Genomic DNA, 15,498 nt, shown 5'->3' with positions numbered 1-15,498 from the left:
CTTTTAATAATTTGTCGCGACTTGTGACATCAAACTCTGATTGCGACTCTCAGATGGTGGGATCTGGGTAGGGTCAATGATTACGTCAACCACAAATGGCCCCTTTGCGGCGATCGCTTTTTCTAGTGCTATCTGAACATCAGACTCCCTTTCCACCCGAATACCTTCTGCTCCCATTCCCTGAGCAATTTTGACGAAATCCGCCTGCGGAATCGTTGCATCCGCTTCACTGAACCCTAGATACGCCATTCCCTGTTGGCAAATGTTGTAGCGTCCATCATTGAGTACAATCCAGACGGCAGGAACTTGATATTTTACAGCTGTGTTTACTTCACTGTTCATCAGCATGGCACCATCTCCGACAATGGCAACAGCCTTACCATTTTGAGCTAAAGCAGCACCCACTACGCCTGTGACAAAATGCCCCATAGAACCAAATCCGTTGCTAATCCGATAACGATTTGGTCTGGTAAATCGCAGTAGATGAATTACCCAAGCAAATGAGTTACCTGACTCTGCCATTACTACTGCATCGCTTCCATCAACAATCACTTGTTGAATCATATTCATCAGCAGTTCTGGTCGCACTAAACCGGTCATGCGTGGCTTAATGACATCGCGTTGAAATCGAGGCAGCATTATTCTTGAGGGATCGATATTTTCTCTGAAGTTCTTCAACAGGTTCTTCAAGAAGATTTTCACGTCGGACTGGATAGCGAAAGTCTCGGCAGATGGATATGCAGTTCCCGGTATTTCTGGGTCGATGTCAACATGCAGAAAGCCTTGCCAGGGAATCATTGTCGGATTCCAAAAGGAGGTAAATTCACCAAGGCGTGTTCCTAAAACTAGCACGCGTCTTGGACGTTGCTCCTGCATATACTTTAAAACTGACTGATGTCCACCAAAGCCAGTGACACCAACAAACTGAGGATGGTCTTCGGGAAAGATGCCCTTACCTCGTGGTGAACAGATGACAGCAGCCCCCGTTTTCTCGGCAAGTTGGCGAATCTCTTTGGCTGCACTCCTGGCTCCGAAACCGACCCAGATGGCAAAAGGGCCTTCAGAGAGTAAACGGACACATTCTGCGATTGTTTCTTCACTTACTGTTGCGATCGCACGAGATAAAGTTACTCGTAGCAACGAAGTTTTTAGTAAACTTGTCTGGATATTTGTCGGGATACTGAGATGGGCGATGAATCCTCCTGGTTGTGCCAATCCCAGAGCCAGTCTTTGAGAAATCTCTGGAAGTTCATTGCTACATTCGAGAGTCGTCGCGTAATCGAATATTTGCCCCGAAGTAAAAATACCTGCACTGGGCATAGTATATGTACTAGTTTCCTGGATAGCCCAACGTCCCCGCTGTGATGCTGGAGTTGAGGCTGACACAAGAATCACCTTAGCACCCTCCCAACGGGCAGCTAATAAGCCCGTCAAAGCGTTGGTGATCCCCGGCCCTGTAGTCGTGAATACCATAACTGGGCGATCGCTAGCAAAATACGCCTCAATAGCTGCAAAAGCTGCTCCAGCTTCGTGGCGAAAGTGTAACACCTGCATGGGACTTTGGTGTAAGGCAGCCCACACTGGAGCGATCGCACCTCCCGATACACCAAAGGCATACTGCACCCCCATATCTCCCAGGATTTTTACCACTGCCTCTGCTACCGAAAAACTTACAGATGGCTTGCTATCAAATAGCAGTTTAGTTGAGTTTAATTGTTCAGTGGTATTCGTTTGTGTATCCTGAGATTTAACATCCATACAAACTATACTTAGGTATAATTTCCTTTGTGAAGTTATATTATCCCATACACTAAACTTAACAATATCAATTTTTTAGATAATACCTATAGAACACTGGTTATGATTGCTCTTTAGCGCAGGTGATAAGGGGTAAAAAACGCTCCCTTGACAATCTTTGAGCAGTTAAGAACCTATAGAAGAAATATTTAGAGACTTTAATAATGGCGGATGCGGCGCAGCGATCGTAGTTTATGAAAACTGAGCACAACTCATCAAATTTGGGAGTATAAAAAGGTGATAAACTTCAATCAGTATAAGGCTTTAACTTTCGATTGTTACGGAACCCTGATTGATTGGGAAAACGGCATTTTAGGCGCGCTAAAGCCACTTCTGCGGGTATACAACACTAATTTGGATAACGAACAAATTCTGGAAATTTTTGCGGAATTTGAAGCAGAACTAGAAAAAGGGGAATATATCAAATATCGAGAAGTTTTGAAGAGAATAGTCCAGAAATTTGGTGAAAGATTTGGCTTTGAGCCAACTGCTGACGAACTAAATTCACTTGCTGATTCGATTCAGCATTGGCTACCTTTCCCTGATACTGTTGAGGCACTTAGAGCTTTAAAGCAAAAAATTAAGCTGGTTATTATCTCAAATGTTAATGACGATCTCTTTGCTTTTTCAGCAAAGCACTTGGAAGTGGAATTCGATCGGATAATTACAGCAGAACAGGTAAAAAGCTACAAACCCTCGTTAAATAATTTCAGATTTGCCATTGAAAGAATTAATTTGCCGTTAGAGCAGATATTACACGTTGCTGCTAGTTTATATCATGATATCGTTACAGCCAAATCTCTAGGAATATCAACAGTCTGGGTAAACCGTAGAGCAGACCAAAATATAGTTGGCATCACAAGATCAGCAGTAAGTCAACCTGACTTAGAAGTACCTGATTTAAAGACTCTTGCCGCTTTGGTTTCTCCAAAATAATACTGAGTCATAAGTGCTGAGTACCACCACTGCTTCGATGATGATCTGTCGTTACAAAGGAAACGGGGATTGCAACATAGATTGGTTCTGTCTTAATCTAGAAAAACTACCACACTAATTTGACGGTATCTTCCTCCTGCAACGCGTCAGGAACGAGTGAAGATCGTACCAACGCTCTGCTTCTGGTTCCCCAGATCAGCACTCTGCCGATAAACTTGTTCAATAAAACACTTTGATAGCCTAAAACGATGAAAGCATCTGCTAATTTCGACTTTGAAGACGAGAAATTCAATGCACCGCCTTCTCAAGTCCTTCCCTGGTGTCAGATGATTAATCCTCGGTATGGCACAGATGGCATACAATCCCACGGTTTGGCGATTAAGCTAGATAATGCTAATGCTGTTGGCTTTGTGCCAGATGAGAATTGGCAGCAAGTGGAGCATGAATTTACTTCTGGAGTCGAAACGGTATTTATTACCCCTACTCCACGCCTGGTTATAGTGCGTCGGGGGCCATTATCTGTCAAAGACCGGGAAAGTGGTCTAAAACTAGGTACGCTCAAAGAGAATTATGATGCTTTTTTAGCCGACAAACTTAAATTTAAAACCTTTACTCGTTATTTAATTTTTATAGTGGGTGAGAATAAAAAGTTTTTACATGAATCACCACTACAACTAACTCTTAATGGTGCTGCCGGAGCAAGTTTCAGCAAAACCTATTGCGAATATCAACAAGGCAAAGTAGTTAATGGATTTGTTGCTGAACTAGAAAGAGCTTATGCAGTCCACCGTAAACAACCTTTAGCACCAAAGGGGCCTTTGTTCCATGCTCACGGAATTTTTTGCCCCATCATTGAGTGTGAAGAAAGAGGTATTGAACCAAATACAGTTTTGGTAGCCTCAACTGTAGACTACAAACATCCCACAGTGGGGACTTTAACGCAATATTTAATTGCTTCTGATGCTCTTGAGTCTGCAATGATTTGTAAGACTTTTGAAGAATACAAAGATTTTGGTAAGGAACCTGTCAAATCAGAAACGCCTAAATTGGCAATGGCAGGAGTTTCCAACTCTTACGTTTATGCTGATGAAGATGATTTCGCTTATCCACCGTATTAGATAAGGCTGGGAAGAAGCAAGGGAGCAGGGGGCAGGGGGAAAGGGGGAGAATAATAATATACCTCTTTCCCCTCTGCTCCCCGCTCCCTGCCCCTCTGCCTCTTTTCAATGCCCCATACCTATTCCTTGAGCAGCAAATAATATAGTGAACCATTGCCGCCTGTAATGCCAGCGCGATCGCCTGCTAGTTTACCAGACCCGATGAAATAATCCACCCGTCCCGGGCCTTTGATGGCGCTTCCTGTATCTTGGTCAAGCACAAAGCGGCTGACGGTACGATTCTCTAGTTTGCCAAGTCCAGCAGGATAGGGAAATGAGTTGTAAATCAACGCTAGCGCTCCCGGTGGCATGAGAGACTTATCTGTAGCAATTGAACGTTCTGCTGTCACTGGCACATGAATACTGCCTGTAGCTGCCCTACCAGAAGTTTCTTGGAAGAAAATAAATCGTTCCCAACGTGGTAGATAATTGCTCAACTCCTGCGGCTTTGCCCGGAAAAAAGCAACCATACGTGGTAACGTCAATCCATTTAGTGGAAGTTTGCCATCTTTGGCTATTTCTTTGCCGATACTAGTCCAAGGGTAATCAGTTCCACCTGCATAGCCAACTGATGTTGTTTTGCCATTAGTTAATTTAATTTGGGCAGAACCTTGGATATGTACCATGTATGCGTCTAGGCGATCGCGGAACCATAGCAGTTCTAAACCGTGCAATTTGCTCTTATTCCCTTGTAAACCGTCCTTTCCTTCCAAATCAATTCGTTTTGGGTGAGGTTTAGACCATTGGCTGAAATCAGGTGGTAGACGATAAAGAGGATATTTATATATTGCAGTCCTGACGCGGCTAGCAGTATAAACAGGTTCGTAGTAAGCGGTGAACTTAACAGTACCCTTGCCATCGTTACCCACAGACTGGTAGAAGACAAACTCACGGCGGACAGCCGCTTGTAATTGCGCTGCTGACTTAGAACTGACAACCAGTTGACGGAAGCGTACCAAACTCCGACGGACGCGATCGAGGGTAATTTCCTTAACTGGATAATTTTGATATGCTGCGATCGCCTCACCTTTTGTTAGGTAAAGCAAACTGTTGTCAATAGAAGCCAACAACGCATTGCGATCGCCTGTTTTACCTCTTTGACCCCAAAGTTGCTCATCCCAGCCCAAGCAAGTCTGCCGCAGCGTACAATTGCTGCCGATAGCAATTGGTTTTAGGGGCGGCGTTACTTCAGGAATGATTGGTATAGGCGAAAAATCGGGAGTAGTCGGTATTGGCAATGGCAGTAAGTTAGGAACCTGAGCAACAGCCGACCAGAGAGGATTTACAAGGGCAATTCCCAGACTCAAGGAAAGGAAAGCAAGGGTTTTTTTCATCATTTAGTTGAATCTTTCAACACTGGAACTAAAAACGGGTTCTACCCGGATTGCCACGATCCGAGAAGGGCGTATTACCATATATTCCCCTTGAATATTTTTAATCGGCACGCTAATAAAGTCATTAGAAGCAGATTTTGGCACAAGTTCGCCACTATACCATTTCTGAAACTCTTGAATAGTCGGAAAACGTACTTCTTCCCGGTGGCCGCTTTCCAGTAGGAGGAATACGGCATATTCATTTGCAGTTCTAGCCATAAGGTTGAATTTTTTATTTAAAAAACATTCAACCCATTGTTAACCACGTAACCCCCGAATGAAAAGGGTAAGCATACGGGAGGTAGAAAGCAAGGGGGCAGAGGAGCAGGGTGACAAGGAAAATAACCATGCCCAATGCCCAATAACTCTTCACTTTAGACGCTTAATCCTTTAACCAGTTCCTTAAAAAGTGTAGGTTTACATTAGTTCATGCATAACTCTTCAATTAACCTCTGATAATTCATTGGCATTGTTGAACAAGAGTTATTCAGGAGGCGAAAAATATGAAACTTTACTATCGTGGTCTGAGCTACGAATACGACCCAAACAAAACTGGCAGCAAAAAAACACAACAGCCGTTTCAACCAGTTGTTCAAATTGGGCCAGCTTATAATCTGATGTATCGTGGCGTTAACTATTTTGTTGATCCAAATACTAAATCAGCAGAACTTCCCATAACACCCGTAACCTATAAATTGAGCTTTCGGGGAATCACCTATTTTGTAAATAAAACTTCACTAGGAGAAGTTAGCATAGTCTCTCAACCAGTAACTACTTCAAAAATTGAGATACTGCCGACTTCTAAAGAATTAAAGCTTCAATAGTAATATGGCTCCGAGAGATTGTAGTAAAATCCTCAACAAACCTCGAAATTTTAGCATTACCTAGTTTTTGTCTCAACCAACCTTGCCAAAGCTAGTAGTTGTGCCAAGATTAATTTGAGGACTTAAGGCTTGTGACACAATGTTAGGACAATTATTAGACGGACGTTACCAAGTCGTCCAAGTTCTAGGTGGAGGTGGATTCGGTCAAACCTACATAGCCCAAGATACCCATCGACCAGGTTTCCCGAAATGCGTTGTCAAACACCTTAAGCCCGTCACTCGTAGCCCTGAATTTCTCGAAACTGCTAGACGGCTATTTAGCAGTGAGGCAGAAACACTAGAGCAACTGGGCAACCATGACCAGATTCCTCGGCTTTTAGCCTATTTTGAAGATAACCAAGAGTTTTTCTTGGTGCAAGAGTTCATTGAAGGGCATACTTTGAAAGCAGAACTATTACCCAATCAACCTTGGACAGAAAATCAAGTAATTCAACTGCTCCAACAGGTTCTAGGTATTCTGCAATTTATTCACAGCCACAACGTTATCCATCGAGATATCAAGCCGGACAATATAATTAGACGACAACAAGACGGTAAGTTAGTGCTGATTGACTTTGGCGCAGTTAAACAAGTCCAAACTCAACTGCTGACAATTCCAGGGCAAACCGGGGCTACTATTATCATTGGCACTCCAGGATATATGTCTACAGAACAGGGCCAAGGTAAGCCCCGCCCCAACAGCGATATTTATTCCTTGGGTATTATTGGTATTCAATCGCTGACGGGGGTACATCCGATAAACTTTGAGGAAGATCCAGATACAGGAGAAATTTCTTGGCAGCATCAAGCTAACGTCAGTTTTGGGTTAGCATCTGTGCTATCTAAGATGGTGCTACACCACTTTAAACAGCGCTACCAGTCTGCGGCTGAAGTTCTACAGGTGCTAGCAAAATCACTTCAACCACCATCTTTTACACAACCGCCTCAAGCTTCACTTTCTCAACCAAACTCAATTGGTTATTCGTCAGCTTCTATCCTGTCTGCGGAAAATTATAACCGCTTAGAAACGATTCTTGTGGAATTTGTTGGCCCTGTTGCCTCAAGATTATTACGACAAGTTGCAGCATCAGCATCCAATTTTGAAGAATTAGTTAGTCAATTAGCCCTTTATCTTCGAGAAAATCAACAAATTGATTTTAAGAAGAAAACAATGTTTCTACTAGAGAAACCTACTCTCCTACAGGAGCTTACTACTAAGATTGAAATTAAGTCCAATAATTTACCAATTCAAGAACCTCAAGTAATCAGTGACGGTTTTGTACATCAATGCGAGCGAGAATTAGCTAATTTTATTGGCCCAATAGCTAAGTTTATAGTCCAAAAAGCTGTTAAATCTTCTGGGCACATTTCTCGAGCAGAATTTGTGAAAGTTTTAGCATCACAAATTCCCGAACCTCAAAAAGCTTTGCAATTTGAGCAACGCTTACTTTCTTGATTTTTTAAATTATGACTCTTTCATAATCCAAAATGGTATCAGCTTTGATTATTCAGCATTTCCATAGCTATTTTTAAGCTAGCTTTCATTCGATTAAATGCTTCTGCTAATCCGCCAATTTCATCATTAGAGCTTTCTTCAAAATCAGCGGTCATATCACCGACACTAACTTTTTGGGCAATTTTCTCTATTCTTCTAATCCGCTGAATTACATATTTTTTGATTAAGAAGTTAATTAAGAAAACTACGATCGCAAAGATCGTAATTAAAAGTCCCATAATCAATATCCAAGTCCGTTTGGCATTAGCAAAAATCTCTTGAGAAGGAACAGAGATTATTTGGGCAGAAACAATCTGATTGAGTTGCCAGCCAAAACCATTTTCTGAGCCATAATTTACTAACTGACTCTTAGGAGCCTGATCTGGTGTAGAATGACATCGCAAGCATTTCTCTTGTGTAATCTTTAGTGGTCGTGCAATGTAAAATACTTCGCCTTCTGACAATTTACGAAAGCCTGTAATTTCTAGAGTATTGGGTTCGTTGCGAAAACGTTCGACAAGTTGAGTTTCAAAGTTATCAGCTTTATCCGCTAAATTAGTTGGATTAAGTGTTGCATCTTTATGAAAAAAGTTTTTAAATTCAGGCTTTTTACGAAAATTCTCAAAAACCTCTTTAGATGAAAAAGTTGGTACTACTTCAGGCATGAACGTTGGATTAGTATCTAGTCTAGGTTCTAATAGGGGATCTATACGATTTTGTGTATAGTTTCTAACTGCGTTCACCATTTGGATGAGAATCTGCGCTTGAGAAGTTACTTCATTTTGCGCTCTCCCTTGAAGTACACTGGATAAGGCAATGCCACTTCCCAAAATACTGATGATGAAAACTAATATTAAAAGTAAGTTAAATTTAGCACCTATTTTTAAGTTATTTAACGTAATTTTATTTAACATAATCTAAACAATGAAGGTGATAATTGAGTTTGTTTAATTTTAATTATTTATTTAAACCTGTTAGAAAGCATCTCAACAATATCTAAATAAATATTAATAAATATTTATTTTTGACTGTAATGCAAACTATTTAGGCAGTAGTCAAACTTATCTAAGTTATCTAAATTAGTCCTGAAAGCCAAGTTACTTTTTCTTAACCATAATTAGTGATGTTTTTGCGATTTCCTCGTCGTTTATTTCTGTTTAATCTGCTGGGTTTGACATTTGCTGCCTGCCAAGCAAAAAAAGACAAAGACTTTGAAGGTACGTTAACTGTTGGTGTGATTAACTATGGTGGAGGGGAACAGATAATTAACCAGTATGCTAAATTCAATACTTATTTAGGTGAAAAGACAAATGCCTATATTCAGCTAGAGCCTGTTTTTAATGAAAATAGAGCGGTTGAGCGCCTTGAGGCTCGTGCTTGGTCATTGGTATTTGCTCCACCGGGTTTAGCTGCGATCGCGATCGCACGCTACCAATATGTTCCCCTATTTCCTTTAATAGGTATTAGTAATTTGCGTTCCATCTTCGTTGTTCGCAAAGACAATCCGATAACTGAGTTGAAACAGTTACAAAATCAAACAGTAGCTTTAGGACAGTTAGGTTCAGCAACAGGATATTATTTCCCTCTTTACAATCTTTATGGTACAACACTAGCTGACATAGTATTTGCACCCACACCAAAAGCCGCGCTGGAATTGGTTGCTCAAGGAAAAGCGATCGCCTGTGCCGTTTCGGAGGCGGAATTAAGTCTCTACGGTTCGCAGTTGGGCCCGACTGAATTTCGCATACTATTTAAAGACCCGCACTATGTACCATTAGGCGTGGTCTTGATTGGGCCTAATATAGAACTTAACCGTCAAGAGTTTATCCGCAAAGTGATGAGTGATTCGCCTTCAGGTTTAGCTCAAGAAGTGGGGTATGTACCCAATGGACAAGTACCAAATTACAAATACATGATTTCTGTTGTTGATCGGGTAAGCTCGATTAGTTCTAAGCTGCAAATAAAACCTGTGCGTTTATTTTGAGGAAGTTAACAAAACAGAATTCAGGAGTCAGAATTCTTCTTCAAGATTCAGGACTAAAAACTATAGAAAGAGCTAGTTGATAGAGTTGACGACGGGGAAGAAAAGTAGCTTTTGCTAGCTGACGACTAGCTTGCGATCGCGATATTCCCTGACTAATTAACTGTTTCAATTCGGCTATCAACTCCTCTTCTGTCAGTAGGGGCTGACTGAGTGGAATTCCTGCTACTACTAATGTATATTCACCTTGGGGTTCCCGTTGGGTGTAGTGAGCGATCGCCTCAGCAATTGTCCCCCGCCAAAATTCTTCATACAATTTAGTTAACTCCCGTCCTAGCACAATTTGGCGATCGCTTCCCCAAACCTCTGCTAAGTCTTTTAAAGTATCTCGCAAGCGGTGGGGCGATTCGTAGAAAATTAGTGTGCGAGATTCTGTTTGCAGAGATTCTAAATGTTCCTGTCTCTGTTGACTTTTAGACGGGAGGAAGCCTTCAAAGGCAAACCGATCCGTTGGTAATCCGGCTGCACTCAAAGCGGTAATTGCTGCACTAGCGCCAGGAATGGGAACTACTGGAATTCCCGCCTCAATACAGGCTTTCACCAGTTCATATCCAGGATCGGAAATACCTGGCATCCCAGCATCGCTCACCAGAGCGATCGCTTTATGATTAACTAAATGCTCTAATAATTCTGGGATGCGGCTAGTACGATTGTGTTCGTGGTAACTTACCTGGGGTGTCTTAACTTGAAAATGCTGTAGCAATTTCCCTGTGTGACGGGTGTCTTCCGCCGCAATGATATCCACAGTCTGTAAAATTCGCACCGCCCGAAAGGTTATATCTTCCAGGTTGCCAATTGGTGTGCCGACAACGTAAAGTGTTCCTGGTTTTGGATCGGTTTGCATGAGCAAGAGTTAGGAGTTTGTAGAGATGCGATTCATCGCGTCTGTGCCGGAGAGACAGGAGAGACGCGATTTATCGCGTCTGTACAAGAGTTAAAAATAATTAAGAACATATATGAGAAATGGATAATCCAAAATCCAAAATTCAAAATCCAAAATCGGATCGTGGGTTATTTGTGGGTTTAGTAACCCTGGATTTGATTTACCTTGCTGAGTCTGCCCCTAAGAGTAACCAGAAGATTGTTGCTACTGACTATACTGTAGCGGCAGGAGGGCCAGCTACCAACGCGGCTGTGACTTTCAGCCATTTAGGTAATCAAGCTACAGTTTTGGGTGTAGTGGGTTCTCACCCGATGACGCAGCTAATTCGAGGTGATTTGGCAAATTATAAAGTTGCGATCGCAGACCTTGAGCCTACCACTGATTTAGCCCTGCCTGTATCTTCAATTATTGTCACCCAAGCCACAGGTGAACGATCTGTGATTTCCATCAATGCTGTCAAAACTCAAGTTACCAGCGCATCTATACCAGCAGATATTTTGCAAAATGTCAATATATTACTGATTGATGGGCATCAGATAGCGGTTAGTTATGCTCTAGTCCAAATGGCTAAAGTCAAGAATATTCCAATAGTAATTGATGCTGGTAGTTGGAAGCCTGGATTTGAGCAAATTCTGCCATTTGTGGATTATGCCATCTGTTCAGCTAATTTTTATCCCCCCAACTGCCAGACTAGAGAAGATGTTTTTGCTTATCTCAGTGGATTTGACATTCCTCACATCGCCATTACCCACGGACAAAACCCAATTGAATACTTGAGTTGCACTAAAACTGGTATCGTAGATGTGCCGCAGATTCAAGCGGTTGATACCTTAGGGGCTGGAGATATTTTCCACGGTGCTTTCTGTCATTACATTTTAAGGGAAAGTTTTATTAATGCATTAGGACTAGCAGCTAATATTGCTGCTGATTCTTGTAAATTTTTTGGTACACGGCACTGGATGGATTCAAATTAATGAAAGATTTAGAAGAAATATTAGCGATCGCTCGTGAGGTAGGTTGGGGTGCAGCAGAAATACTGCGATCGTATTATCACGGCACTGCAAAAGACCCGAACCTAGAAGTACAATACAAGCAGAATGAGCCTGTCACCGTTGCCGATGTCGCCGTAAGTCAATACATTTTGGAGAGTCTACAAGCAACTTTAGGTAACGAAGATTTTGCTTATATCAGTGAAGAAACTTATCAATCATCAACTATTGATACACGTTTTTCTCCTTGGGTATGGATCATTGACCCTTTGGATGGTACACGAGACTTTATCGAAAAAACCGGGGATTATGCAGTTCACATTGCTTTAGTCAAGGAAACACGCCCAGTATTAGCAGTAGTGGCAGTACCAGAGACTCAAAAGTTATATTACGCTACTAAAGGCAGAGGTACATTTGTAGAAACCCGTGATGGATGTGTTCCTTTACGAGTGTCGTCAGGCAAACGAGTTGAAGATTTAACCTTAGTTGTTAGTCGCTCGCACCGCAACCAACGCTTAGATCACTTATTACAAAACTTACCCTCTCAAAATCATAAATCTGTGGGTAGTGTAGGCTGTAAAATCGCCACCATTGTCGAGCAAGATGCAGATATCTATATTTCTCTTTCCGGTAAGTCTGCGCCCAAAGATTGGGATATAGCAGCCCCAGAATTAATTTTAACGGAAGCTGGTGGTAAATTTACTCACTTCGATGGTACTCCGTTGCAGTACAACACTGGTGATATTAATCAATGGGGAGGCTTACTGGCTAGTAATGGTGAATATCACGAATTGCTATGTCAGGAAGCAGAAAAGATTTTAGCGCAGTTTGACCAGAGCTAATGGAATATTTGAAGATGAATATTTTTTAATTTTGTTTGCTTTTAAAACAGTTAGTCATGGTATAGTCACCAGAACTACGAAGTACACTACGTTCTCGCTTCAATTAAAAAGTCCAAGCAAGTTTGCCCTTCGATTTGAAATTTAACCAGCATCTCTTCATCATTGCCATACTTCCGGCAAAGTACAAGCAAGTAATTAGGCATATATCGATAAACAACACTGTTCATAGTAGCGCTGTATTTGCTTTCAGCGCTACTAAGGGAACTCCAAGAAATAAATTGTCCAATATTGTAGGGTGAGCGTCTGCCCGCCCAGTTTATATGGCTCTCGTGTCGCCCACCCCACAAGAGCTAATTGAATATTTTTTGATTTGTCAGTCCCTAATGAACGTGAATTAAATAAGATGCAAAACTTCATCCTGTCTCTAGCTTCCCTCTCCTTTACAACAGATTTCAACTTCGCGCGAAACTTGCAGCAATATAAATGTATTCTTCCTCTATACCCATGAAGTATTGTAGATATCGTTAGTCTGCAATCTTTGGCTCTGGATTTTCAAAAAAATGTTACGACTTTATCATTTATTACTAGGTTCTATTTTGCTGGTGTCAATATCTCTGGGAGCAAAATTTGTTCTCCCCCAATTTTCTCCCCCACCCAAAGCGGTAAAACCTCCTGCTGTTGCAAAACTTCCCAACCCTAATGAGGGAAATATCTGGCAGAAAATCTTAGTAAATGCTGCTGCTCCAACTAACTGGCAAGTTGCTCCTTGTGAGGGAAATGCACCCTTGCTGTGTATCTCCTCTGGCGGGAAACGTTTGGGTACAGTTGAGATTAACGTTTACCCACTAGCCAACAATGAGGATTTCCGAAAGAAACTTGTAGCAGCTGGTATTCCAACTGGTTCTCAAGTTGACTACCAAAGTTCCAAATACCAAACTCAGGTATTAGCAGCACTCCAAGCTTGGGTTGCAGATCACTACGCCGCCTTTGCAAAAGATCGTCAGGGTAAATATGGAAAAGAGATTACCTTCTCAACCTATCCACCCCAACCAGTACCTATTGGCAAGCTTCAGGGAATCCGCTATGGGTTCACTGGACTTAAGCAACAAGGCGGAGTACAAGAGCAACATATCGGTCATGTTGCCTTTGATGGGACTAAACTTTACGTAATTACTACTGCATTTGACACAGATACGCAAACAGGTAAATTTGAGAAACTGGAAAACTTGGCTATTTTTCAACCTTACTTATATGCGATCGCCGCAGATTTGCGTTTACCTTAATAGGGATTGGGTATTGGGTAAAATTTCCTTCTTCCCCAGTCCCCAGTCCCCATCAACCTAAATCTCAGCTACCGCCCGTTCTATTAAGCGATGCGCTAAAGTTTGCGTACCAGTGTGTTCATAATAATTTGTTGATACATCCAGGAACGCCGCGAGATAATCTAACTTGTCATCAGCAATATCGGCAAAACTTTGCAAATTGTGGACAACCTTTTGTGGTGTTAAATTATTGGCGCTAACTAGCCCACTCATCCAACCTTTAACTGAGTCAAAGCTTTCGCCGATAAAGTTGAGTTTTCCAGCAGAATTATTCCCTGGAATCACATCTTTGATGTTTTGGAAAGTCGAGTTTTTTTCTAACTCCTGTGGATTTGTTTGATTAAGCCCCGATATCGCTTTGCTGATGAAGTCGGGGCCCAGAGGTATCAAACCATCAACGCAAACTAATGCCACCATGCGGATCAGTGACTCACCACTATACTCACCTAAAGAGGCGACAAAATCTCCAATACTGTCTCCAGGAATGCCGTTAATTTGACAGAAGGCTACCAACTCAGCCACTAATTTTAATGTCAGATCGATGGTTTGAGCTTTATCGGGTTTGGGAGTGACAGAGTTTAAAAAACCCAACAGAGGAATTTTCTCGCCGACTTTGTTAGCTAAAGCTGCTGCACCAAGCGCTCTATCTGTAGCATCAACGGTTTGATATAACCACAAAGCTGTTTGGTATCCTTGAGATTTGTCGTTGAATAGATAAATCGCTCTTTCGCCAATTTGTTGAATTAAATCTTCGTCGTCTTCGCCAGTGACAGTCTTAATAGTGTTGACAAAGCCGACGGTATTTTGCCACTCACCAGGTGCAACAAAATCTAGGGACTTTAACAGAGAAACAGTCAAGCCGCCGGTTGGTAATTGATCAACCAAATCAACAATCGATTTACTCACAAAAATCTCCTTATTTAGGGTTTATTATCTTTAATGTCAGTAATTTGGCTCATTTCAGGTTAGCCAGAGCATTAAGATTAAACTTCTCTAACCAATCTGCGCGATCGCTAGCTTTAAATGACGAATCACGAGAAAGTGCTTTTACTTGGTACTTACCTACCAAAATTGCAGTTTGCGTTTTACCAACTTCTATTGCCGGATACCCACCAATTTTTTTGGTACTCTTTGAGAACTTTGCTGCGGCATTAGGTGTGCTGGTGGTATCAGAAATAGACAGTAACGCTAGTTCTTTACCGCCTTTTTTCAACTTCGCTTCCGAAAAACCTTTTTTCTCTTGGGTATAGACGCGCTGGTAGCCACCACCTGCATCAGGGAAAAATTTATTAAATTCGCTACCCTGAGTTGCATTCTTAGCAACTGCAAGACCCTTTTTTTGTTGAGTGCTTTCTTTTTGCACCTGGTCAAAACGTCCAGGTGTCTTTGGAGTACAGGCCGTTGTCAGTATCATTACCGACAGCAAGAAAGCGGCTACTACCCTACGCCCACGGTGTAAAATCATTCTTGGCTTCTCCTTATTAGTTGAGCTTTGAGGCAATTATCTGCGCTGCTAGCAATTATTACCCGTAAAATTTACTTTTTGATAATTATTGCCTAAGTTCTCAACTATAGCCGTTTAATTTTGCACTTCAAAAAAGTGTCCAGTGTCAGACTTAACGTAGCAATTAACCCAACGCAAAAACGCCCCCCCTTTCGGGAGAGCGTCTTTCAACTTAGCTAAGCTTCAGAATTAACCGTTGATAGCAGGAGCGGTAAGAGCAACAGGAGCAACATCACCAGCAGCCAAATCTAGAGGGAAGTTGTGAGCGTTACGCTCGTGCATTACTTCCATACCCA

The 15,498-nt window shown here is 41.8% G+C and carries 15 protein-coding genes and 1 pseudogene; 8 read left to right on the top strand and 8 right to left on the bottom strand.

Going from position 1 to position 15,498, the window contains the following annotated elements; translation table 11 throughout:
* Window positions 1-3: 3 nt before the first annotated feature.
* Window positions 4-1,758, bottom strand: a complete 1,755-nt coding sequence (locus tag HWQ39_RS26110) for a ScyA-related TPP-binding enzyme (protein WP_292851641.1) — start codon at window positions 1,756-1,758, stop codon at window positions 4-6.
* Window positions 1,759-2,034: 276 nt separating this feature from the next.
* On the opposite strand from HWQ39_RS26110, the gene HWQ39_RS26105 reads away from it, so the two are divergent.
* Together HWQ39_RS26105 and HWQ39_RS26100 are read left to right on the top strand one after the other, a co-directional pair.
* Window positions 2,035-2,733 carry a haloacid dehalogenase type II gene (locus tag HWQ39_RS26105; protein ID WP_292851638.1) on the top strand — a complete coding sequence of 233 codons (699 nt, stop codon included), beginning with the start codon at window positions 2,035-2,037 and terminating at the stop codon, window positions 2,731-2,733.
* Window positions 2,734-2,981: 248 nt separating this feature from the next.
* On the top strand, window positions 2,982-3,851 hold the full coding sequence (locus HWQ39_RS26100) for a DUF5895 domain-containing protein (protein WP_292851635.1): 870 nt from the start codon (window positions 2,982-2,984) through the stop codon (window positions 3,849-3,851).
* A 119-nt stretch (window positions 3,852-3,970) separates the two neighbouring features.
* Here the strand turns inward: HWQ39_RS26100 and HWQ39_RS26095 are convergent, their stop codons facing one another.
* Window positions 3,971-5,224, bottom strand: a complete 1,254-nt coding sequence (locus HWQ39_RS26095) for a murein transglycosylase A (protein WP_292851730.1) — start codon at window positions 5,222-5,224, stop codon at window positions 3,971-3,973.
* A gap of 3 nt (window positions 5,225-5,227) precedes the next feature.
* Window positions 5,228-5,482, bottom strand: coding sequence for a hypothetical protein (locus HWQ39_RS26090; RefSeq protein ID WP_179066232.1), 255 nt, complete (start codon window positions 5,480-5,482; stop codon window positions 5,228-5,230).
* A 284-nt stretch (window positions 5,483-5,766) separates the two neighbouring features.
* On the opposite strand from HWQ39_RS26090, the gene HWQ39_RS26085 reads away from it, so the two are divergent.
* Window positions 5,767-6,087, top strand: a complete 321-nt coding sequence (locus tag HWQ39_RS26085) for a DUF4278 domain-containing protein (protein ID WP_292851632.1) — start codon at window positions 5,767-5,769, stop codon at window positions 6,085-6,087.
* A gap of 139 nt (window positions 6,088-6,226) precedes the next feature.
* Window positions 6,227-7,582 carry a serine/threonine-protein kinase gene (locus HWQ39_RS26080; RefSeq protein ID WP_292851629.1) on the top strand — a complete coding sequence of 452 codons (1,356 nt, stop codon included), beginning with the start codon at window positions 6,227-6,229 and terminating at the stop codon, window positions 7,580-7,582.
* Between the two features lie 38 nt (window positions 7,583-7,620).
* Here the strand turns inward: HWQ39_RS26080 and HWQ39_RS26075 are convergent, their stop codons facing one another.
* Window positions 7,621-8,535 carry a DUF3365 domain-containing protein gene (locus HWQ39_RS26075; RefSeq protein WP_292851627.1) on the bottom strand — a complete coding sequence of 305 codons (915 nt, stop codon included), beginning with the start codon at window positions 8,533-8,535 and terminating at the stop codon, window positions 7,621-7,623.
* Between the two features lie 209 nt (window positions 8,536-8,744).
* On the opposite strand from HWQ39_RS26075, the gene HWQ39_RS26070 reads away from it, so the two are divergent.
* Window positions 8,745-9,605: a PhnD/SsuA/transferrin family substrate-binding protein gene (locus HWQ39_RS26070; RefSeq protein WP_292851624.1), complete on the top strand. Its 861-nt coding sequence runs from the start codon at window positions 8,745-8,747 to the stop codon at window positions 9,603-9,605.
* A 40-nt stretch (window positions 9,606-9,645) separates the two neighbouring features.
* Here the strand turns inward: HWQ39_RS26070 and rsmI are convergent, their stop codons facing one another.
* Complete coding sequence (gene rsmI, locus HWQ39_RS26065) at window positions 9,646-10,506, bottom strand: 16S rRNA (cytidine(1402)-2'-O)-methyltransferase (RefSeq protein WP_292851621.1); 861 nt, start codon at window positions 10,504-10,506, stop codon at window positions 9,646-9,648.
* A 119-nt stretch (window positions 10,507-10,625) separates the two neighbouring features.
* Between rsmI and HWQ39_RS26060 the strand changes: the two genes are divergently transcribed.
* The 3 genes from HWQ39_RS26060 to HWQ39_RS26050 all read left to right on the top strand — a co-directional run bounded on the left by HWQ39_RS26060 (window position 10,626) and on the right by HWQ39_RS26050 (window position 13,659).
* Window positions 10,626-11,519: a sugar kinase gene (locus tag HWQ39_RS26060; protein WP_292851618.1), complete on the top strand. Its 894-nt coding sequence runs from the start codon at window positions 10,626-10,628 to the stop codon at window positions 11,517-11,519.
* A complete protein-coding gene (locus HWQ39_RS26055; RefSeq protein ID WP_292851615.1) occupies window positions 11,519-12,376 on the top strand; it encodes a 3'(2'),5'-bisphosphate nucleotidase CysQ in 858 nt (285 codons plus the stop codon). The genes HWQ39_RS26060 and HWQ39_RS26055 overlap by 1 nt, the downstream gene beginning before the upstream one ends.
* A gap of 560 nt (window positions 12,377-12,936) precedes the next feature.
* Window positions 12,937-13,659, top strand: a complete 723-nt coding sequence (locus tag HWQ39_RS26050) for a hypothetical protein (protein WP_292851612.1) — start codon at window positions 12,937-12,939, stop codon at window positions 13,657-13,659.
* A 57-nt stretch (window positions 13,660-13,716) separates the two neighbouring features.
* On the opposite strand, the gene HWQ39_RS26045 is transcribed toward HWQ39_RS26050, so the two are convergent.
* The 3 genes and pseudogenes from HWQ39_RS26045 to HWQ39_RS26035 form a co-directional block, all read right to left on the bottom strand.
* Entirely contained in the window at window positions 13,717-14,604 is an 888-nt protein-coding gene (locus HWQ39_RS26045) for a hypothetical protein (RefSeq protein ID WP_292851609.1), read from the bottom strand.
* A 49-nt stretch (window positions 14,605-14,653) separates the two neighbouring features.
* Window positions 14,654-15,163: a hypothetical protein gene (locus HWQ39_RS26040; protein WP_292851606.1), complete on the bottom strand. Its 510-nt coding sequence runs from the start codon at window positions 15,161-15,163 to the stop codon at window positions 14,654-14,656.
* 228 nt (window positions 15,164-15,391) lie between these two features.
* Window positions 15,392-15,498: pseudogene (locus HWQ39_RS26035) on the bottom strand (photosystem II protein D1); the annotation flags it as partial.

The organism is Nostoc sp. NMS8 (genome assembly GCF_017115045.1).
In the GTDB taxonomy this organism is placed as follows: domain Bacteria; phylum Cyanobacteriota; class Cyanobacteriia; order Cyanobacteriales; family Nostocaceae; genus Nostoc.
This window is presented reverse-complemented; position numbering and strand designations above follow the sequence as displayed.